This window comes from Herbidospora sp. RD11066 (assembly GCF_054661255.1).
Genome location: NZ_BAAGDO010000006.1, coordinates 503,481 through 523,380, shown reverse-complemented (window position 1 = coordinate 523,380; position 19,900 = coordinate 503,481). Strand labels below are relative to the sequence as shown.

The 19,900-nt window shown below is 69.7% G+C and carries 16 protein-coding genes; 5 read left to right on the top strand and 11 right to left on the bottom strand.

The genetic code is table 11. From position 1 onward, the window contains the following. Window positions 1-73 precede the first annotated feature (73 nt). From ACYQ78_RS25215 to ACYQ78_RS25190, 6 genes are all read right to left on the bottom strand, one after another. Window positions 74-1,294 carry an ROK family transcriptional regulator gene (locus ACYQ78_RS25215; RefSeq protein WP_459803373.1) on the bottom strand — a complete coding sequence of 407 codons (1,221 nt, stop codon included), beginning with the start codon at window positions 1,292-1,294 and terminating at the stop codon, window positions 74-76. 43 nt (window positions 1,295-1,337) lie between these two features. After that, window positions 1,338-2,594: a sugar ABC transporter permease gene (locus tag ACYQ78_RS25210; RefSeq protein ID WP_459803372.1), complete on the bottom strand. Its 1,257-nt coding sequence runs from the start codon at window positions 2,592-2,594 to the stop codon at window positions 1,338-1,340. After that, on the bottom strand, window positions 2,591-3,367 hold the full coding sequence (locus tag ACYQ78_RS25205; RefSeq protein ID WP_459803371.1) for an ATP-binding cassette domain-containing protein: 777 nt from the start codon (window positions 3,365-3,367) through the stop codon (window positions 2,591-2,593). Before ACYQ78_RS25205 ends, ACYQ78_RS25210 begins: the two co-directional genes overlap by 4 nt. A gap of 76 nt (window positions 3,368-3,443) precedes the next feature. Then, window positions 3,444-4,574, bottom strand: a complete 1,131-nt coding sequence (locus tag ACYQ78_RS25200) for a sugar ABC transporter substrate-binding protein (protein WP_459803370.1) — start codon at window positions 4,572-4,574, stop codon at window positions 3,444-3,446. A 267-nt stretch (window positions 4,575-4,841) separates the two neighbouring features. Continuing rightward, complete coding sequence (gene acnA, locus ACYQ78_RS25195) at window positions 4,842-7,580, bottom strand: aconitate hydratase AcnA (RefSeq protein ID WP_459803369.1); 2,739 nt, start codon at window positions 7,578-7,580, stop codon at window positions 4,842-4,844. Window positions 7,581-7,710: 130 nt separating this feature from the next. Continuing rightward, window positions 7,711-8,430: a metal-dependent hydrolase gene (locus ACYQ78_RS25190; protein ID WP_459803368.1), complete on the bottom strand. Its 720-nt coding sequence runs from the start codon at window positions 8,428-8,430 to the stop codon at window positions 7,711-7,713. Window positions 8,431-8,718: 288 nt separating this feature from the next. On the opposite strand from ACYQ78_RS25190, the gene ACYQ78_RS25185 reads away from it, so the two are divergent. The 4 genes from ACYQ78_RS25185 to ACYQ78_RS25170 all read left to right on the top strand — a co-directional run bounded on the left by ACYQ78_RS25185 (window position 8,719) and on the right by ACYQ78_RS25170 (window position 11,900). Beyond that, a complete protein-coding gene (locus ACYQ78_RS25185; RefSeq protein WP_459803367.1) occupies window positions 8,719-9,432 on the top strand; it encodes a PadR family transcriptional regulator in 714 nt (237 codons plus the stop codon). Between the two features lie 11 nt (window positions 9,433-9,443). Then, window positions 9,444-9,950: a DUF1707 SHOCT-like domain-containing protein gene (locus ACYQ78_RS25180; protein WP_459803366.1), complete on the top strand. Its 507-nt coding sequence runs from the start codon at window positions 9,444-9,446 to the stop codon at window positions 9,948-9,950. A gap of 24 nt (window positions 9,951-9,974) precedes the next feature. After that, a complete protein-coding gene (locus tag ACYQ78_RS25175; protein WP_459803365.1) occupies window positions 9,975-11,057 on the top strand; it encodes a HesA/MoeB/ThiF family protein in 1,083 nt (360 codons plus the stop codon). A gap of 234 nt (window positions 11,058-11,291) precedes the next feature. Then, a complete protein-coding gene (locus ACYQ78_RS25170) occupies window positions 11,292-11,900 on the top strand; it encodes a DUF6879 family protein (RefSeq protein ID WP_459803364.1) in 609 nt (202 codons plus the stop codon). Here ACYQ78_RS25170 and ACYQ78_RS25165 read toward each other — a convergent pair. The 4 genes from ACYQ78_RS25165 to ACYQ78_RS25150 all read right to left on the bottom strand — a co-directional run bounded on the left by ACYQ78_RS25165 (window position 11,854) and on the right by ACYQ78_RS25150 (window position 18,362). Then, window positions 11,854-13,263, bottom strand: coding sequence for a sugar porter family MFS transporter (locus tag ACYQ78_RS25165; RefSeq protein ID WP_459803363.1), 1,410 nt, complete (start codon window positions 13,261-13,263; stop codon window positions 11,854-11,856). The genes ACYQ78_RS25170 and ACYQ78_RS25165 overlap by 47 nt on opposite strands. Before the next feature lie 282 nt (window positions 13,264-13,545). Next, the gene (locus ACYQ78_RS25160) at window positions 13,546-15,999 is read right to left on the bottom strand and encodes a polynucleotide kinase-phosphatase (protein ID WP_459803362.1); all 2,454 of its coding nucleotides are present in this window, start codon (window positions 15,997-15,999) and stop codon (window positions 13,546-13,548) included. Beyond that, window positions 15,996-17,381 (bottom strand): 3' terminal RNA ribose 2'-O-methyltransferase Hen1, encoded by a 1,386-nt coding sequence (locus tag ACYQ78_RS25155; RefSeq protein ID WP_459803361.1) that lies wholly within the window; start codon window positions 17,379-17,381, stop codon window positions 15,996-15,998. The genes ACYQ78_RS25160 and ACYQ78_RS25155 overlap by 4 nt, the downstream gene beginning before the upstream one ends. Before the next feature lie 69 nt (window positions 17,382-17,450). Then, window positions 17,451-18,362 (bottom strand): LLM class F420-dependent oxidoreductase, encoded by a 912-nt coding sequence (locus tag ACYQ78_RS25150; RefSeq protein ID WP_459803360.1) that lies wholly within the window; start codon window positions 18,360-18,362, stop codon window positions 17,451-17,453. Between the two features lie 79 nt (window positions 18,363-18,441). Here ACYQ78_RS25150 and ACYQ78_RS25145 point away from each other — a divergent pair, with 79 nt between their 5' ends. Further along, entirely contained in the window at window positions 18,442-19,413 is a 972-nt protein-coding gene (locus ACYQ78_RS25145) for a glycoside hydrolase family 18 protein (RefSeq protein ID WP_459803359.1), read from the top strand. On the opposite strand, the gene ACYQ78_RS25140 is transcribed toward ACYQ78_RS25145, so the two are convergent. Next, window positions 19,355-19,819, bottom strand: a complete 465-nt coding sequence (locus ACYQ78_RS25140; protein WP_459803358.1) for a hypothetical protein — start codon at window positions 19,817-19,819, stop codon at window positions 19,355-19,357. The two genes, ACYQ78_RS25145 and ACYQ78_RS25140, sit on opposite strands and share 59 nt — an antisense overlap. Window positions 19,820-19,900: the final 81 nt, after the last annotated feature.

Sequence of the window (19,900 nt, the reverse complement as noted above, 5' to 3'; positions counted from 1 at the left end):
CGACGACGTCACAGCGCACTCGACGGTCATCCACCGATCAGCCGCCTGTCACCAACGTCGTGACCGAGTACAGCTAGCCGCTCATCCGCGCGAGCACTTCCAGCGGGTCGGCGAGCACTTTCGTGAAGGCCAGCTCGGCGGCGCCGACCAGCGTCGCGTCGTCGCCGAGCTCCGAGGTGCGCAGCCGCAGGGTCTCCCGCAGCGCGGGATGGGTGGCCAGGTTGAGGCGGCTGCGGACCTGCGCGGCCGAGCCGAGATAGATCTCGCGCAGCGTGCCGCCGAAGATGACGACCTCGGGGTTGAAGACGTTGACCAGGTTGGCGACGCCGATGCCCAGCCAGTCGCCCACCCGGTGGAGCGCGTCCTGCGCGATTATGTCGCCGCGGTCGGCCGCCTCGACGACCGCGTGGATGCCGTCGCGGCCGCGCCCGGCCGCCAGCCGGTGGATGCCGGAGCTGCTCGCCATCTCCAGCAGCGCCCGCTCCCCCACCTCGGCCTCCAGGCACCCGTGGGAACCGCAGCCGCAGGCCCGGCCGCCGGGGTTGACCACCATGTGGCCGACCTCGCCGCCGTAGCCGGCCGCGCCGCCGAGGAGCTGGCCGTTGACCACGATGCCGCCGCCGATGCCGACGTCGCCGTGCATGTAGACGATGTCGCGGCACCCGGCGCCGGTGCCGCGCGTGTGCTCGGCGAGCGCGCCGAGGTTGGCGTCGTTGCCGACGGTGACCGGCAGCCCGAGCGCCAGCCGCTTGGACAGCTCCTCGCCGAACGGGCCGTCTTCCATCTCCAGGTTCGGGCTGAACCGCACGACGCCGTCGCTCTTGCGCACCGCGCCGCAGAACGCCGCCGCCGCACCGACGCAGACGGTGTCGGCCCGGGTCTTGCGGTGCATCTGGCGGGCGAACCCGGCCAGCGTGGCGACCGACTCGTTGAGGTCGAAGGCGCCGCGCGGGCGCACCGCCCAGCGGCGGTCGAGGATGACCCCGCCCAGCCCGACGCGGGCGGCGACCAGACGGTCGACGCCCACGTCGAAGGCGAGCACGTAGACCCGCGAGGACTCGGGCCGGACCACCAGCGACGGGCGGCCGGCCCGGCCGGTCTCCCTGGGCAGTTCCTCGCGCACCAGACCGGCCGCGGTGAGGTCGGCCGTCAGCGCCATGATGGTGCTGCGGTTCAGCCCCATGCGGCTGGTCAGCTCGGCGCGCGAGGTGGGACCGCCGAGATGGACGTGGCGCAGCAGGGTGCCGAGGTTGTGCCTGCGGATCTCCTCCTGGGAGGGACCTGCGCGCAGCATGCGTCCTGCCTCTGGTGCCGGGGGGTCGTCGTTCGGGCCCACCCTATCGGCGGCCGACTGCCGACGCCCGTTTACGGGACAGGGCGTCCACACCCGCCGCGAGCAGCAGAACCGCGCCGGTGACCACGTACTTCACGCTGGAGCTGTAACCCATCAGGCCCATGCCGTTGATGACGACCGCGACGACCGCACCACCGAGGATGGCGTCGAGGGCCCGGCCCTTGCCGCCGAACAGCGAGGTGCCGCCGATGACCGCGGCGCCGACGGCGAACAGCAGCACGTTGCTGCCGCCCGTGTTCGGGTCGACCGAGTTGGCCCGGGAGGCCGCGACGATGCCGCCGACGGAGGCCATGAAGGAACAGATGACGAACGCGGAGATCTTGATCCGGTCGACGTTGATACCGGCGCGGCGGGCCGCCTCGGCGTTGCCGCCGACGGCGTAGATGTGCCGGCCGAACCGGGTGCGGTGCAGCACGAACGTCCAGACCAGCAGCAGCACCAGGATGATGGGCACCACGACCGGCACGCCCGTCAGGGAGATGACGCCGGGGTTGCGGCTGCGCTCCAGGTTCAGCACCCAGACCGCGAAGCCCGACGCGACCGCGAGGGCGCCGACGCGCACGGCGATCAGCGTCAGCGGGTCGGTGACCAGGCCGCGGGCCGACCTGCGGCGGTTGTTGAGCAGCTGGAGACCGGCGTAGATGAGCACGCCGGCGACCACCAGGGTCCAGCCGAGCCACGGGTACATGTTCTCGTTGGCGACGGCCAGGATGACCGAGTCGCGGATCGAGATGTTGGTGCCCTCGTCGAGCAGGATCAGCCCGACGCCCTGGAAGGCCAGGAACGCCGCCAGCGTCACCACGAACGACGGGATGCCGAGCTTGGCCACGAGCCAGCCGATGATCAGGCCGATCACCACGCCGACCGCCATCGCGGCCAGCACGGCGGCGTACCAGGGCCAGCCCTCGTTGGTGAGCAGCACGGCCAGCACGGCCGCGCACACGCCTGACGCGAATCCCGCGGACAGGTCGATCTCGCCCAGGAGGAGGACGAACACCAGGCCCATCGCGATGATGGTGACGCCCGCGCCCTGGGTGAACAGGTTCGCGAAGTTGACCGGCGACAGGAACACCGGCGACAGGATCGCGAAGACCGTGCACAGCACGATCAGGCCGATGACCGCCGGAAGGGCGCCGAGTTCACCTCCGCGCACCCGGTCGACGTAGTCGCGGACCTGCCGGCTCAGCGTCGCGGCGGGGGCCACGACGGCCTTCTCTTCCGGAGTCGCTGTGGTGGTCATGCGGTCGCTTCCTTGCCGTTCTGCAGGCCGAGCTCCCCGCTGCGCCCGGCCGTGATGAGCTCCACGATCTGGGAGTGGGTGACGTCGGAGGTCTTGACCTGGGCCGCCATCCGGCCGAGGTAGAGGGCGGCGATCCGGTCGGAGACCGCGAACACGTCGTTCATGTTGTGGGAGATGAGGACGACCGCCAGACCCTTGTCGGCCAGGCGGCGGACCAGCTCCAGGACCTGCGCGGTCTGCGCGACGCCCAGAGCGGCGGTCGGTTCGTCGAGGATGACGACCTTGCTGTTCCACAGAACGGCCTTGGCGATCGCGACGGTCTGCCGCTGGCCGCCGGACAGGCTGGAGACGTGCTGGCGGAGCGACTTGACCGTGCGGACCGACAGGCCCAGCAGGGTCTTGGCCGCCATCTCCTCCATCGTGTCCTCGTCCAGCACCAGCCCACGCTTGCGCTCGCGGCCGAGGAACATGTTCTGGACGATGTCGAGGTTGTCGCAGAGGGCGAGGTCCTGATAGACGATCTCCACGCCCATCGACGCCGCGTCGCGGGGGCCGCTGACGTGGACCTGCTTGCCCTCGAAGAAGTACTCGCCGGAGTCGAAGGGGTGGATCCCTCCGATGCACTTGACGAGGGTGGACTTACCGGCGCCGTTGTCGCCGACAAGAGCGGTCACCTCTCCGGGATACACCGAAAAGGCGACATCGTGAAGGACCTGCACGGGGCCGAAGCTCTTGTCGATTCCGCGCAGTTCCAGGACGGGTGCCGTGGACACGATGGGCTACTCCTGGTTCCAGAGAGAGGGGCACGGCCCACACTGGAAGCGTGGGCCGTACCCGACGGAATGTCTCTTAGCTGATTCCGGCCTCGGTGCACAGGGCGGCGAAGTCGCCCGTGCAGAGCTCTTCCTTCGTGACGTAGCCGTCGGCGACGACGTCCTTCACGTTGTCCTTGTAGATGGCGACCGGGGTCAGCAGCACGGCCGGGACGTCGGCGCCGGTGTCGGTGTCCTTGACGGTGCCGGTGGCGGCGGGCTTCTCACCCTTGGCCAGCGCGATGGCCAGCTGCGCGGTGGCGTCGGCCTCCTGCTTGACGGCCTTGTAGACGGTCATGCACTGGTCGCCGGCGAGGATGTTCTGCAGGCCCTGCGCGGTGGCGTCCTGGCCGGTGACCGGGACCTTGCCGTTGAGGTTGTTCTTCTTCAGCACCGCGATGGCGGCGTTGCCGAGGCCGTCGTTCGCGGCGAGGACGCCGGCGATCTTCGACTCCTTGGTGAGCTGCTGCTCGAAGAGGGTGCCGGCCTGGGCGTTGTCCCAGTCGGGAACCGAGTCCTCGGGGCCCTTGACGTAGTCGCCCGAGTCGAACTTCGGCTTCAGGACGCTGTCGTAGCCCTCCTTGAAGAGGGTCGCGTTGTTGTCGGTCGGCGAGCCGTTCAGGTAGGAGATGATCGGCTTCTCGGCCTTGGCGTCGGTGAGGCACTTCGACAGGCCCTCGCCCTGGAGCTTGCCCACGGCGGTGTTGTCGAAGGAGACGTAGTAGTCGGCGTTGCCGCCGAGGGTGAGGCGGTCGTAGTCGATCGTGGAGATGCCCTGGGCCTTCGCCTTGTCGAGGACGGCCTTGCCGGTGCCCGAGTCGAGGTTGACGATCGCCAGGACGGTCACGCCACCGGTGATCATCTGGTCGGCGATGGTCTGGAACTGGGTCTTGTCACCCTGGGCGTTCTGGATGTCGTAAGCGACCCCGGCGGCCTTGAAGGCCTCTTCGAGGTACTTGCGGTCCGCGGTCTCCCAGCGGGCGGAGGACTTGCTGTCCGGGAGGATGACGCCGATCTTGCCCTGGGCGGGAGCGGCGGCGGACGTCGCAGGCGCGGCGCCGGTGGTAGCCGGGGCGGCTTCCGTGCCCTCGTCACCCCCGCCACACGCGGTGAGACCGAGGGAAAGGGCCGCGAAGGCGGCGCCGATGCTGAGGATCCCCTTGCGCATGATGCGTGGGTCCTTTCTGGCCGGGGGACTATCTGGGGGGTGTGCATCACCTAATGGGTGAATGTTGTTTGAGACAACGTAAGCCCAAGACAACGTGGGAGAAAGACACAGGACGGTAACGTTTGTTGTCTGGGGTAACAATGAAGAAACGTACCCGCAAAGAACCCGGTCTCCCCACCAAGCCCAGGTAAAAACCAAGGTCAGCCCACCGGGACGCAAAAAGCCGCCCGGGTCGGGTGACCCGGGCGGCTCGGTGGAGCGGGATGGTTACTTGGTCAGCAGCGAGCGCAGGACGTACTGCATGATGCCGCCGTGGCGGTAGTAGTCGGCCTCACCCGGGGTGTCGATCCGGACGATGGCCTCGAACCGCTTGTCGCCCGCGAGCACGGTCACGGTCGCCGGGGTGTGGCCCTGGTTGAGCTCCTCGACGCCGGTGATCTCGAACGTCTCCTCGCCCGTCAGGCCGAGCGACTTCGCGCTCTCGCCCTCGGGGAACTGCAGCGGGAGCACGCCCATGCCGATGAGGTTCGAGCGGTGGATGCGCTCGTAGGACTCGGCGATGACGGCCCGCACGCCGAGCAGGGCGGTGCCCTTGGCCGCCCAGTCGCGCGAGGAGCCCGAGCCGTATTCCTTGCCCGCCAGGACCACCAGCGGGGTGCCGGCGGCCTGGTAGTTGGCCGAGGCGTGGTAGATGAAGGCCTGCGGGCCGCCGTCTTGGGTGAAGTCGCGGGTGTAGCCGCCCTCCACTCCGTCGAGCAGCAGGTTCTTCAGCCGGATGTTGGCGAAGGTGCCGCGGATCATGACCTCGTGGTTGCCGCGGCGCGAGCCGTAGCTGTTGAAGTCCTTGACCTCGACGCCGTTCTCGCGCAGGTAGTCGGCGGCGGGGGTGCCGGCCTTGATCGAGCCCGCGGGCGAGATGTGGTCGGTGGTGACCGAGTCGCCCAGCACCGCCAGCACCCGGGCGCCGGCGATGTCGGTGACCGGCTCGGGCTTGGCGGGCATGCCCTCGAAGTAGGGCGCCTTGCGCACGTAGGTCGACGCGGGGTCCCACTCGAAGGTGTTGCCGGTCGGGATCGGCAGCGACTGCCAGTGGTCGTCGCCCTTGAAGACGTCGGCGTAGTCGCGCAGGAACATGTCCTGGCCGATCGACTCGGCGACGACGCGGGAGACCTCTTCGGGCTCGGGCCAGATGTCGGCGAGGAACACCGGCTCACCGTCGGCGCCCGTGCCGAGCGGCTCGTTGTTGAGGTCGAGGTCCATCGTGCCCGCGAGCGCGTAGGCGACCACCAGCGGCGGCGAGGCCAGGTAGTTCATCTTCACGTCGGGGTTGATGCGGCCCTCGAAGTTGCGGTTGCCCGACAGCACGGCCGTGACGGCGAGGTCGTTGGCCTGGATCGCGGCCGAGATCTCCTCGGGCAGCGGGCCCGAGTTGCCGATGCAGGTGGTGCAGCCGTAGCCGACCAGGTTGAAGCCGATCTTGTCGAGGTAGGGCTGGAGGCCCGACCGCTCGAAGTAGCCGGTCACGACCTGCGAGCCCGGCGCCAGCGAGGTCTTCACCCACGGCTTGCGGGTCAGGCCCTTCTCGACCGCGTTGCGGGCGAGCAGGGCCGCGCCGAGCATGACATAGGGGTTGGACGTGTTGGTGCACGACGTGATCGCGGCGATCGTCACCACACCGTGGTCGATCTCGAACGAGGTGCCGTCGGCCAGCGTGACCGGCACCGCCTTGTGGGGGCGGGGCGCGCCGGCGCGGGCGTTGGAGGCGGGCGAGTCGGAGGCCGGGAACGACTCCCGCACGGCCTCGTCGACGCCGTCGCCGTCGAAGTCGGCGACGTAGGCGCGCACGTCACGGCGCCAGACGTCTTTCGACTCGCTCAGCGAGATGCGGTCTTGCGGGCGCTTCGGACCGGCGATCGACGGCACGACGGTGGCGAGGTCGAGCTCGATGTATTCAGAGAAGGCGGGCTCGGCGGAGGGGTCGAGCCAGAGGCCCTGCTCCTTGGCGTAGGCCTCGACCAGGGCGATCTGCTCGTCGGACCGGCCGGTCAGCGTGAGGTAGTTGATCGTCTCCTGGTCGATCGGGAAGATCGCGCAGGTGGAGCCGAACTCGGGGCTCATGTTGCCGATCGTGGCCCGGTTGGCCAGCGGCACCGAGGAGACGCCCTCGCCGTAGAACTCGACGAACTTGCCGACCACGCCGTGCTTGCGCAGCATCTCGGTGATGACGAGCACCAGGTCGGTGGCGGTCGCGCCGGCCGGGAGCTTGCCGGTCAGCTTGAAGCCGACCACGCGCGGGATGAGCATCGAGATCGGCTGGCCGAGCATCGCGGCCTCGGCCTCGATGCCGCCGACGCCCCAGCCGAGGACGCCGATGCCGTTCTCCATCGTCGTGTGGGAGTCGGTGCCGACGCACGTGTCGGGGTAGGCCTTGCCCTCACGGATCATGACCACGCGCGCGAGGTGCTCGATGTTCACCTGGTGCACGATGCCGGTGCCCGGCGGCACGACCTTGAACTCGTCGAAGGCGGTCTGGCCCCAGCGGAGGAACTGGTAGCGCTCGTGGTTGCGCTCGTATTCCTTCTCGACGTTGCGCCGGAAGGAGTCGGGGCCGCCGAAGTAGTCGACGATGACCGAGTGGTCGATGACCATCTCGGCGGGCGCCAGCGGGTTGATGCGGTCGGGGTCGCCCCCGAGGTCGCGCACCGCCTCGCGCATGGTGGCCAGGTCGACGACGCACGGGACGCCGGTGAAGTCCTGCATGATCACGCGGGCCGGGGTGAACTGGATCTCCACGCTCGGCGCGGCCGACGGGTCCCACTGGCCGAGGGCGTTGATGTGGGCCTCGGTGATGTTCGCGCCGTCTTCGGTGCGGAGCAGGTTCTCCAGCAGGATCTTCAGGCTGTACGGGAGGCGTGCCGACCCTTCGACCCTGTCCAGCCGGTAGATCTCGTACGACGCGTCACCCACGCGCAGTGTGTCACGGGCGCCGAAGCTGTTCGCGGACACGAAGTCTCGCCTCCCCAAAGGTTTCTGTTGACAACTCGCCCGGCCAGTCTCCCGTACGCACAGGAGCGGTTGATCGGTCAGGCTCGCCTAACCTTGGACGAATATCTCTTGATATCAAGATATCGCATTCTTACGCGGGCACTAACCGCAGGAAGAGCAGAGCGAGCACGGCCACCGAGAGCGCCGGCGCCAGGATCTTGGTCTCGAACTTCTGCCCGGTCTTCAGCCCCCAGTCCCAGGGCAGCAGCCACTTGTGCTTGAGCGGCCAGAGCACCGGGCACCCGCGCTCGGTCAGGCAGTCGCCCGCCACGTGGACCAGGCACCCGATCCCGATGGCGAACCCCAGCCAGGCATAACTGACCCCCAGCCCCCAGAAGGCGGCGAAGATCCCCCCGGTGAGCACGATGTTGACCACGGCGGACGCGATCTTGTTGCCGGGCACCCCGATCCCGATGGCCCGCAGCGCCAGCCCGATCGACAGCACGACGAGGATGTCCTGCCCGACGGTGAACTTCGTCGCCAGCAGGTGGGCGCCCACTCCCATGAGGATCGCGAACAGCAGCGAGTGGGTCGCCTTGCGGTGGCCCCCGCTGACGAAGTTGACCCCCTTGCTGAGCAACCAGGTGGCCGGCCCGAAGGTCTGCGCGATGGTCGCGCTGGGGTGGTCGAGGTCGGGCAGCATGGCCGCCCCCGCGCAGATGATCGCCCCCGCGATCAGCTCGGCCGGAGACATCACCGTCGCGAAGGCGAGCGTCGGCTGGAAGTCGAACACCGAGGGAAGCGCGGACAGGCCGGGCGCGATGCCCAGCCAGACGATCGCCCCGGTCAGCGCGTGGGAATGCCCCATCATGTCGTGATCACGACACGGCAGCGTACGGCAAAGCACCGACAAAAATCTCGCGGCATGCCCTGCGGCTACGGCCGCAAAAACAAGACGGGATCGCTCCGCTCCAAGAGCACCCCCCAGCCCTCTCAGCGCGGAACAATCCCGTCTCTGCCCAATGTAACGGAGCGGTCTCGAAACCTGTTCCCGGAGATCCCATCTTTTTTCGTGACTTGAGTCACTTCCTCTGTTTCATTGCTACCGACACGTTCGCGATATATCTTTGAGGCATCGCGTAACAGTCGAGGAGATCACATGACCAACGCACACACCGCGGGCGGCCCCTGGGCCCACCCGCACGAGTTCCACCGCGAGATCCGCAACCTCAAGGCCGCGCTCAGGGAGAACCTGCGCGGCTTCGCCGCCACCTGGGAGACCCCCCGCGGCGGCCCCCACGAGCACCGTCACCGCGGGCGCGGCGGCCCGTGGGGAGGTGGTCCGGGCTTCGGTCCGGGCGGCCCGTTCGGCCCGGGGTTCCCCTTCGGGCCGCGCGGCTTCGGGCGGGGCAGGAAGGCCAAGCGCGGCGACGTCCGGGCGGCCATCCTGGCGCTGCTGTCGGAGGAGCCGCGCAACGGCTACCAGATCATCCAGGAGATCGCCGAGCGGTCCCAGGGCGGCTGGAAGCCCAGCCCCGGCGCCGTCTACCCGGCGCTCCAGCAGCTCACCGACGAGGGGCTGGTCAGGGCGGAGGAGAACGACGGGCGCAAGACGTTCGCGCTGACCGACGCCGGCCGGGCCTACATCGCCGAGCACCAGGACGAGGTCCGCGCCCCCTGGGAGGAGATGACTCCCGACATCGGGGACAACGTCCACGAATTGTTTGATTTGTCGCGTCAGGCCGCGTCCGCTTTGTTCCAAATCGCACAGACTGGGAGTGAGAGCCAGGTCCGCCAGGCCAAGAAGATCCTGGCCGAGACCCGGCGCAAGCTCTACCAGGTGCTGGCCGACGGCGACACCGACGAGGAGTAGTGACCCGTCCCATGACCGCTGACCGCGTTCCGACCGCCGAGCTGCGCATCGGCGACAAGGAGCGGGACGAGGTGACCGCCTTCCTGCACGACGCGTTCGCGCAGGGGCGGATCACCCGCGAGGAGCTCGACGAGCGCCTCGACGTCACGCTCGCCGCCAAGACCGCCGGCAACCTGGCCACCGTGCTGGCCGACCTCCCCGGCGGGCAGGGCGTGGGGGCGCCCAAGGCCCCTCCGGCCCAGGTTCCTCCGGGCATCGACATGGGCAACTGGGGATACCACCTGGCCCGTCCCCCGCACCACGCACATCTCCAAGCACATCTCCACGGACACCACCACGGGCACCTTCACAAGCGGGGCAGGGGGCACGGACCCGGGCCCTTCGTCCCCTTGATCGTCGTCGCGATCATTGTGATGATCGCCACGGGGGCTGTTTTCACGGTGTTCAAGATCTTGTTCTTCCTGTGGATCATCTCCCTGGTCGTGGGGGCGGCCACCAGGCGTTCCAGGTACAGGTAGCGCGTCACCCGGGGGAGGGCGACTGTGCGGTTCCCGAGGGTCAAAGCGGAGCACCGCCCGTTCCGGACCAGTGAGGGAACCGTCCGGATCGGCGGTGAGATCTACGGGCTCGCCGCCGAGATCGACGATCCCGGGGGCTGGGTCTGGGCGGCTTTGAGCCTGCTCGACGGGCGGCGCGGCCCGGAAGAGGTGGCCGCGCGCCTGGTCGTGATGTTCCCCGGGCTCTCCCCCGGCGACGCGCGCGGCGTGGTCGACGACCTGGTCGGCTCCGGCTACCTCGAAGAGGCCGCCGCCCGCCCGCCGCGCGGGCTGACCGCGCGCGAACTCGACCGCTACAGCCGCAACCAGGCCTTCTTCAGGGGCGTCGACCTGGTTCCCGGCCACAGCGCGTGGGAGACCCAGCTCGCCCTGAAACGGGCCCGGGTCGTCGTGGTCGGTCTCGGCGGCACCGGCAGTCACGCCGCCTGGGCGCTGGCCGCGGTCGGCGTCGGGCGGCTCCACTGCGTCGACCCCGACCTGGTCGAGCTGTCCAACCTCAACCGCCAGCTCCTCTACACCGAGGCCGACGTCGGGCGCCCGAAGGCCGACATCGCCCAGCGGCGGCTGAGCGAGGCCAACAGCGACATCGTGGTCACCGCCACGCGCCACCGCGTGACCGGCGCGGCCGATTTACGGTCGCTGGTCGCCGGATACGACGCCCTCGCCCTCTGCGCCGACGAGCCCAGGGGCGAGGGCATCCGTGTCTGGGCCGGCCGCGCGTGCGCGGCGGCGGGCGTGCCGTGGGCCGGCGGCGGCTACAACGGGCCCCTGGTCACCGTCGGCGTGTTCGATCCGCCGAACGGCGCCTGTTACGAGTGTGTCTCGGCGGCCGAGCAGGCCCACCGGGCCGAGGGCGGCATCCCCGACCTGAGCGGCGGCCCCGGCGTGACCGGAACCTCGGCCGGGATCTCGGGTCATCTGGTCGCGCAGGCGGTGATCTCGCTGGTCACGGGGGTGCCCGAGGTGGCGCCCGGCTACGTCCACGGGATCAATCTGCTCTCGCCCGACCATCACGTCTACGCGCGGCACCCCGCGCGTCCGGGCTGCCCGGTCTGCTTTGGGCCTTGACGGCCGCGCGGGCAGCTTTACGATCACCTCGTGTCGGGGAACCGGGACGGAAGGTAATGGGATGAAGCAGTCGCAAAACGACACAACACCCACTATGCCCGTCAGACGGCAGATCACCATTCGCCGCCTGGGGCGCAACGAAACAGCCATCTGCAGCAACTCGTACGGTAACTGACCACCACCACTGCGGGCCGGCGAGAGGCACGAATCGCCGACCCGGCCGATGGAGGATGAGTGCGGGAGATCGTGCACGGCGCCCCCGGGGTCATGCTCGACCGGCGGGCGTACACGACCGAGTTCTACGGCGTCTACCGGGAGATGGAGGGGGTGCTGTGGAAGCTCGAAAGGGCTCAGCACTTTCATGAGCCCTACAGTCCGAGCTGGGTGGCCTGGGCCGACGGCGACTGGGACCGGGCCATGAAGCTCATCGAGGAGTCGGCCGGAGACTTCGCGGCCGACGTCGTCGACTCGGTGGAACTGCGGCGGCTGCGCATCGCCGAGCAGCCGCTGTCCGACTACCTGAAGTGGGAGTTTCAGGTCCTGAGGGCGCGGGCGGGGGTGGGCGAGCGCACCCGCGTGCTCGACGCCTCGGCGGTCCGGCACCTGGAGCGGCACGGCCCGCTCCCGGAGATCCTGATCCTGTCCCGCGAGCTGATGTACGAGGTCCTCTACGACGACATCGGCGCCCACGTCGGCGGACGGCGGATCATCCAGAAGGACGTCATCGCCACCTGCCTGTCCGACATGGAGAACCTCTACGAACAGGCCGACGAACTGAGCCGCTGGACGAGCACGGCTAGCCCATCTCCTCCAGTTTTCGGCCCTTCGTCTCCTTCACGATGAACACCACGAACAGGTACGACAGCGCGGCGAACACGGCGTAGAACAGGTAGGTGAGGGCCAGGTTCCACTCCGCGAGCGGCGGGAAGGTCACGGTCACCGCCCAGTTGGCCAGCCACTGCGCCGCCGCCGCGACCGACAGCGCCGCCGCCCTGATCCGGCCGGGGAACATCTCACCCAGCAGCACCCACACGATGACTCCCCACGACAACGCGAAGAAGAGCACGAACGCGTTGGCCGCGATCAGCGCGGCGGCGCCCTGCAGCGCGGGCAGCTGCACGATCCCGTCGACGCTGCGGCTGAAACTGAACGACCACGACGCCACGGCCAGCGCGATCGCCATGCCCGCCGAGCCGACCAGCAGCAGCGGGCGCCGCCCGACCTTGTCGACCAGGGCCATGGCGATGAACGTGCCGACGATGTTGATGATGGAGCTGGAGAAGCTGATCAGCAGCGAGTCCGACTGGTTGATGCCGACCGACTGCCAGAGCACCGACGAGTAGTAGAAGATCACGTTGATGCCGACGGCCTGCTGGAACACCGAAAGAACGACGCCGATCCAGACGATGGGCAGCAGCCCGAAGCGGGGTCCGCGCAGGTCGCTGAAGCGGGGGCGGCGCCGGGTGCGCAGCACGCTCCTGATCTCGGCCACCCGGGCGTCGAGGTCGACGTGCTCCCCCTCGATGTCGCGCAGCACGTCGCGGGCCTGCTGGTCGCGCCCGGCCGACACCAGGTAGCGGGGCGACTCGGGGATCACGCTGGCGAAGGCGAGGAAGATCAGGGCGGGCACCAGGCAGGCGCCGAGCATCCACTGCCACGCCTCCAGGCCGCCGAGCTCGTTGTTGACCTCGCCGCCCGCCCACAGGTTGATGGCGAAGTTCACCAGCTGGGAGACCGCGATGCCGAGCACGATCGCGAGCTGCTGGAACGACCCGAGCCTGCCCCGGTAGGCGGGCGGGGCGACCTCGGCGATGTAGGCGGGCCCGAGGACCGAGGCCATGCCGATCGCGGCACCGGCCAGGACCCGCCAGAAGGCCAGGTCCCAGATCGCGAAGGGCAGCGCCTGCCCGATCGAGCTGACGGCGAAGATGAGGGCGGCCAGCCGCATGGTCTTGGTGCGGCCCCACCGGTCGGCGAGGGAGCCGGCGAACCAGGCGCCGACCGCCGACCCGAGCAGGGCGATGGCCACCACGACGCCGATGGTGAACGGGCCCACGTTGAAGTAACGCTGGATGCCCACGACCGCGCCGTTGATCACCGCACTGTCGTAGCCGAACAGGAAACCGCCTATGGCACCGGCGGCCGCGATGAACGTGACGTAGCCGAGACGCTCCTGCTTGTGCGCGGCTACCGATGGACCCCCCATGTCCCCTACCTGCCCATAATTACGACAAGTAGCGCCATGACTACACTAAGGGGTCCTTACCGGATGCGTACGCGGCTTTTCAGGCACACGGTGCAGTGCTGCACCACGACGTTGCCGATGCGCTCGGTGTCCTGCCAGTCATGACGCAGGTGAAACCAGGGCTTTCTCGTTCCACGTATATTCATGAGTGATCGCAAGTTCACGCTCTGTCGCCTGCCCCGACTCTAGGCCCTCCGTGCGGACCTTGGGGGTGACGAAGGTGTCGCTCCCGTGAAACCCTCCTCACAACCGAGGGTCGACAGGCTCACACTCCAGAGCGAGCACGGAGAAGACCGCCTCATGAACGCGGTGGAGCGGCTCACCGGCCGCCAGTCGCGCAAGCGCCTCAACTCCCAGGCTATGCTCGCGCAGCGCCAGCGAACGCTTCCGTCCGAGGAAACGTTTGCGCAGCTCATCGAGCGATTCGAGGTAGTCGGGGCCGTAGATGATGCGCAGGTATTCCGGCCCGCGTACCTTGATCCCCGGCTGCACCCTCCCACCCGGCGCCTCCACCGGTTTCACGACCATTCCCTCGCCGCCGGCGGCGGTCAGCTCCGTCCACCAAGCGGTCGCCGCCCGGCGCTGGTCGTCGTTCTCGAGATCCACATAGGTGTGCCGGGTGGCCGTAATCAGCGGATGCGTGATCGCGGCCAGGTGATCCAGATGCCAGTTGTGCGGACGCGTCACGGCGGTGGCGCCCTCGGCGCAGGCGAGGATCTGGAACGGGGCGAAACTCAGGCCGGAAACCCCGGAAACGGGCCCGCAGTAACGGGCATAGGCGTCGCGGAACCGGGCAGCGTTGGTGTGGCGGCGCCGGGTGCGGTCCAGTATCGAACCCACATCCAGACCGCGCCCGGCCGCCGCTTCGAGCGCCGTGACCGCCACCGGCAGCGCGGCCGAGGCGGCGGCGCCGACCGAGGCGTACTGCGTGCGGATCAGCTCACCGGCCTTGGCCGACCAGGGCAGCAGCTCGCCGTCGAGCACCACCCACGGGCTGTCCTCCAGCAGCGGGGCGAAGGCCTCGCGCAGCGCCGCCACGAACTCGTCCTGGATGTCGCCGAAGAACGGGCGCCCGGTCCGGGTGAAGATCGTGCCGAGGCCCTCGATCCCGAACTTCGCCAGGGCGTCTTCGGGGGTCCTGGCCAGCACGGCGACCGCGCGGGAGCCCATGTGCTTCTCCTCGCACACGACCCTGGTCACCCCGGCGGCGGCGAACTCGGCGAACGCCTCGTCGGGGTGTTCGAGGTACCCGTCCTTCCTGGACGTCTCCGGCGGCGCCATCGTCGGCGGCAGGTAGACCAGCCAGCGCGGGTCGACCGCGAACCGGCTCATGATCTCCAGCGCGGCGGTGGCGTTCTCCTCCCGGATCTTGATCGTGCCGGTCGCGGTCTCGACGTAGCGGTCGCCGGTGACGTCGGCGATGTCCAGGACGTCGGGCTCACGGCCCTTGGAGGTGAGCGGGCGGGCCGGTTCGTACCAGACCCGCTCGGCCGGGACGGTGACGAGTTCCTTCTCCGGGTAGCGCAGCGCGGTGAGCCGGCCGCCGAAGACGGCGCCGGTGTCGAGGCAGATGGTGTTGTTGACCCACTCGGCGTGGGTGGTGGGGGTGTGGCCGTACACGACCATGGCCCGGCCGCGGTACTGCTCGGCCCACGGGTAGCGGATGGGGAGGCCGAACTCGTCGGTCTCGCCGGTGGTGTCGCCGTAGAGGGCGAACGACCTGACCCGGCCCGACGCGCGGCCGTGGTAGGCCTCCTTGAGGCCAGCGTGCGCGACGACCAGCTTGCCGCCGTCGAGGACGTAGTGGCTGATCAGGCCGTCCATGAAGGCCTTGGCCCGCTGCGTGAACCCCTCGTCCTCGCGGGCGAACTGCTCCAGCGAGGTCTCCAGTCCGTGGGCGACCTTCACCTTGCGGCCGTTGAGGGCGCGGACCAGCTTCTGCTCGTGGTTGCCCGAGACGCACAGCGCGGTGCCGCGCTCGACCATGCCCATGACCCGGCGCAGCACCCCGGGGCTGTCGGGGCCCCGGTCGACGAGGTCGCCGACGAACACGGCCTGCCGCCCCTCGGGGTGGACGCCGTCGTCGTAGCCCAGTTTGGCCAGCAGGGTCTCCAGCTCGGAGGCGCAGCCGTGGACGTCGCCGATGACGTCGAACGGGCCGGTCAGGTCGGTCCTGTCGGTCCACGACCGCTCGTAGGTGATCTCGGCATTCTCGATGTCGTCGCCGCGCAGGATGTGGACGCGCCGGAACCCGTCGCGGGAGATCTTCGTCAGCGACTTGCGCAGGTCGCCCCGCTGCCTGCGGATGACATGTGACCCGAAGTCACGGTCGGGCCGGAAGGCGTTGCGGGCGATCGCCACCTCTTCCGGCACGTCGATGACGATGGCGTCGCACAGCACGTCATGGCTCTTGGCCAGGGCGATGAGCGCTTCGCGGGCCTTCCACTGGACGTTGGTCGCGTCGACCACGGTCAGCAGGCCGCGCCGCAGCCGCACGCCGACGATGTGGTGCAGCAGGTCGAACGCCTCCGGTGTGGAGGCCTGGTCGTTCTCGTCGTCGGAGACCAGCCCCCGGCAGTAGTCGGAGGAGATGACCTGGGTGGGCTTGAAGTGCTTGGCGGCGAAGGTCGACTTGCCGCTGCCGGACACGCCGACGAGCACGACCAGCGACATCTTCGGGACACTGATCGCGGTCATGCCGCACTCTCCTTGGTGAACACGGCCATCTGGGTGGGCGAACCGACCTCGGGGTCGTCGTCGCCGACAGATCGGTAGTCGACCTGGTAGCCGTAGCGGCCGGCGACGCTCTGGGCCCAGTTGCGGAACTCGGCGCGGGTCCACTCGAAGCGGTGGTCGGGGTGGCGCAGGCCGACGAGGTTCTCGTAGCGCGGGTTGTACTCCGCGTTGGGGGTGGTGACCAGCACGTACAGAGGCTTGGCGGTGCCGAAGACGACCCGCTCCATGGCCGGGAGGCGCGGCGGGTCGAGGTGCTCGACGACCTCCATCAGCACGGCGGCGTCATATCCGGCGAACCGGGCGTCGGTGTAGGTGACCGAGCCCTGGAAGAGGTCCACCCGCTCACGGGTCCGGCCGCCCATGCGGTCGAGCCTCAGCTTCCTGGCCGCGATCATGAGCGTGTGGGCCGACACGTCCACCCCAGTGATCTTGTGTACGCCCTGGTCGAGCAGGGCCGTGATCAGCTGCCCCGACCCGCAGCCCAGATCGATGACGGTCCGCGCGCCCAGCTCCCCGATCGTCGCCACCACGGCGTCCCGCCGCAGGGTGTTGAGGGGGACGCGGACCTCCTCCTCCGCCGGGGGCTCCAGCGTCTCCTCGTCGTCGTCGCCCACTTCGGCCAGCCGGGCGAAGGCGGCCCTGGTCAGCCGGGTGCGACGGTTGAGGAACCGGCGCGTGATCAGGGTGAGGTCGGGGTGGGTGGCCAGCCAGCCCTCCCCCGCGCGGATCAGCTTGTCGACCTCGTCGTCGCCGAGCCAGTAGTGCTTGGCGTCGTCGAGGACCGGCAGCAGGACGTAGAGGTGGTTGAGCGCGTCGGCGAGCCGGAGCTCACCTTTCAGGGTGAGGGTGACGTAACGGGAGTCGCCCCACTCGGGGAAGGCCGGGTCGAGCGGGATCGGGTCGGCGGTGACGTCCCAGCCCATGGGCGTGAAGAGACGTTCGGCCAGGCCGGGTCCGCCGCGGCACGGCAGCGCCGGGAGGGTGATCTCCAGCGGGATCGCGGTCTCGGCCAGCTCCGGGAGGGCGTTGCACCGCCCCGACCTGGCGGTCCGGAAGACGTCGGCCATCGCGGTGGACAGCAGCGAGGAGGCGGCGTAGGGGCGGTCGTTGACGTACTGCCCGAGGCTGAAGTCGGGGGTCGACCTGCCGCGGGTGCGCGCGAGCCGGACCGCGTCGACCTCAAGCAGCAGCGCAGCCGTGCACCGCTCCTCGGTGGCCTCGGGATAGAAGACGTGCGCGGTCCCGAACGACCGTGGGAACTCCTGCACCCGTCCCGGATGCTTGTGCAGCAGGAAGCCGAGATCGGTGGCGGGTTCGCGCGTGGTCGAGATAGTCAGCAGCACAGGGAGAAGTGTGCCCTGGCGAAATGCCGGGAGCGACCGGGTTTTCCCTAGTCTCTCCCGGCCATCTCATCAGACGTGGGGCAGGACCTCGCGGGCGATCAGGTCGAGGTGCTCCAGGTCGGACAGGTCCATCACCTGGAGGTAGACGCGCTCGGCGCCCAGCTCGGCGAACCGGCCGATCTTGTCGACGACCTCTTCCGGCGTGCCCCCGAGGCCCCCCGACCGCAGCTGGGCTGGCGACTGCCCGATGACGGCGGCCCGGCGGGCCACTTCGGCCTCGTCGGCGCCGACGCAGACGGTCTGGGCAACCGAGTAGACCAGCGACCGCCCGGTCTCGGCGCTGGCCGCCCGCACCCGGGCGAACCCCTCGGCGACCGAGTCGACCGAACGGAAGGGGATGTTGTACTCGGCCGCGTAGGTGGCCGCCAGCCTGGGCGTACGGGTGGCGCCGAACCCGCCGATGATGATCGGCGGCGGGTTCTGCACCGGCTTCGGCAGCGCCGGGGAGTCGCTCAACTGATAGTGGGTGCCGTCGTAGGAGAAGGGCTTCTCGGCCGCCCACAGTCCGGTGATGATCGCGAGCTGCTCTTCGAGGCGGTCGAAGCGCTCCTTCACCGAGGGGAAGGGGATGCCGTAGGAGGTGTGCTCGGCGTCGAACCAGCCGGCGCCCAGGCCCAGCTCGATCCGCCCGCCGCTCATCTGGTCGGCCTGCGCGACGCTGATCGCCAGCGGACCGGGGAGGCGGAAGGTCGCGGGGCTGACGAGGGTGCCCAGCCGGATCGTCGTGGTCTCACGGGCGAGCCCGGCGAGGGTCAGCCAGGCGTCGGTGGATCCCGGCCCGGGGTCGCCGCCGCCGATGCTCTGATAGTGGTCGGATCGGAAGAACGCGTCGAACCCCAGCCGCTCGGTGGCCTGCGCGACCGCGAGCAGATCGTCGTAGGTCGCGCCCTCCTGGGGCTCCGTGAAGATCCTCAACTTCATTCGGCCATTATCGTCGGCCGACGCTTGCTATGGTCCCTTGCGGATAGTAGTCGTCGCGCGACGCTCGGTGGTGACCCAAGTGGATTCCGCAACTCAGCCCCGCCCTGGGGGCACTCCCTCGCGCGCCCTCGTCACGGCGGCCGCGACCGCCCTCGTCGGTGCCACGGCCGCCGCGTTGTGGCTGCTCCCGGCCGAGCCGCTGCCCGAGTGGGCGGCGCCGGTCGTCCCGCCCGTGGCCGCCGCCCCGGCCGTCGCGGTCGCGCCCAAGGCCGAGCGCACCATCCCCTACGTGACCTTCATCGACGCCATCCGGTCGGAGGGCGGGGTGTCACGGGCACCGTCCTACCTGGTCGGACATGTCAACGCCACCGGATGTGTTCCGACGTGGAGCGGTCTGCCCGCCTCGGCGAAGAAACCGCTGGTGTCGACGCTACACAAGACCGGCCGCCCGGTCTCGCTGTCGTTCGGCGGTCCGCAGGGTCCCGAGCTGGCCGCGACCTGCGACGGGCCCGCCCGGCTGCTGCGCGCCTACCGGTCGGTGCTGAAGACCTACCGTCCCGAGTCGATCGACTTCGAGGTCACCGACTCGGCCGACACCCTGACGACCACGCGGCGGGCGGTCGCGATCCAGCGCCTTCAGGAGGAGGCCCGGCGGGCCGGGTCGGAACTGCTGGTGTCGATGACGCTGCCCGCGACGTCGGTGGGCCTGTCGATCGCCGACCGCGCGATGCTCAAGGCGACCTGGGCCGCCGGGGCGGAGATCGGCCGGGTCAACCTGCTGGTGCCGTTCGCGCCCGGGGAGCGGGGCAACCTGCGGGCCCTCGCCGACGTCGCCCATGCGACCAACCGGCAGCTGACCCGCCTGCTGAACCGTCCGGCCTGGCCCCACCTGGGCCTGACCCCGGTCCTGGCCAGCGCCGACGACCTGACGGTGGCCGACGCCAGAACGCTGGTGGCCTTCCAGACCAAGAACAGCCTGGGCGAACTGTCGATCAGAGGGGCGACTCCCGAGGAGGAGGTGGCCCGGATCCTGACGGCTCCCCGTCAGTGAAGGGCACCTCGATCGGGGTGCCCGCCCTCCGGCAGGCCCCCTCGACCAGGCCGAGGACGCTCGCCAGCGCCGCGGCCTCCGCGTCGGCCTCCCGCTCCGCCGTGACGGCGGCCAGGAGGGCCTCGGCCGCCAGCACCGCGTCGTCCATCACGGGCTCGACCTCGCCGTTGGCGGCCTGAACCGCCCGGTCCATGTGGCGCAGCGCGGGTTCGAGGGCCTGACCGGCGTCACCCGTGCGCAGCCGCCGGGCGGCCTCGCGCAGGTCGCCGGCGGCGAAGCCGAACTCCAGGCAGGCGGCCGAGTTGACCGGGTCGCGCGCCGGATCGCGTCCCGGCGTATCAGAGGGCTCGCCGACTCCGCAGGCGGCCAAGGCCAGGGCGAGGCCCAATAAGAGGGTGATCCTCATGAGGCTCCTCAGGGTTCTCACCCCAAGCGTTGCCCCATGGGGCCGGCGATCCGACGCCACCGACCCGATTGGTTGGCGTAC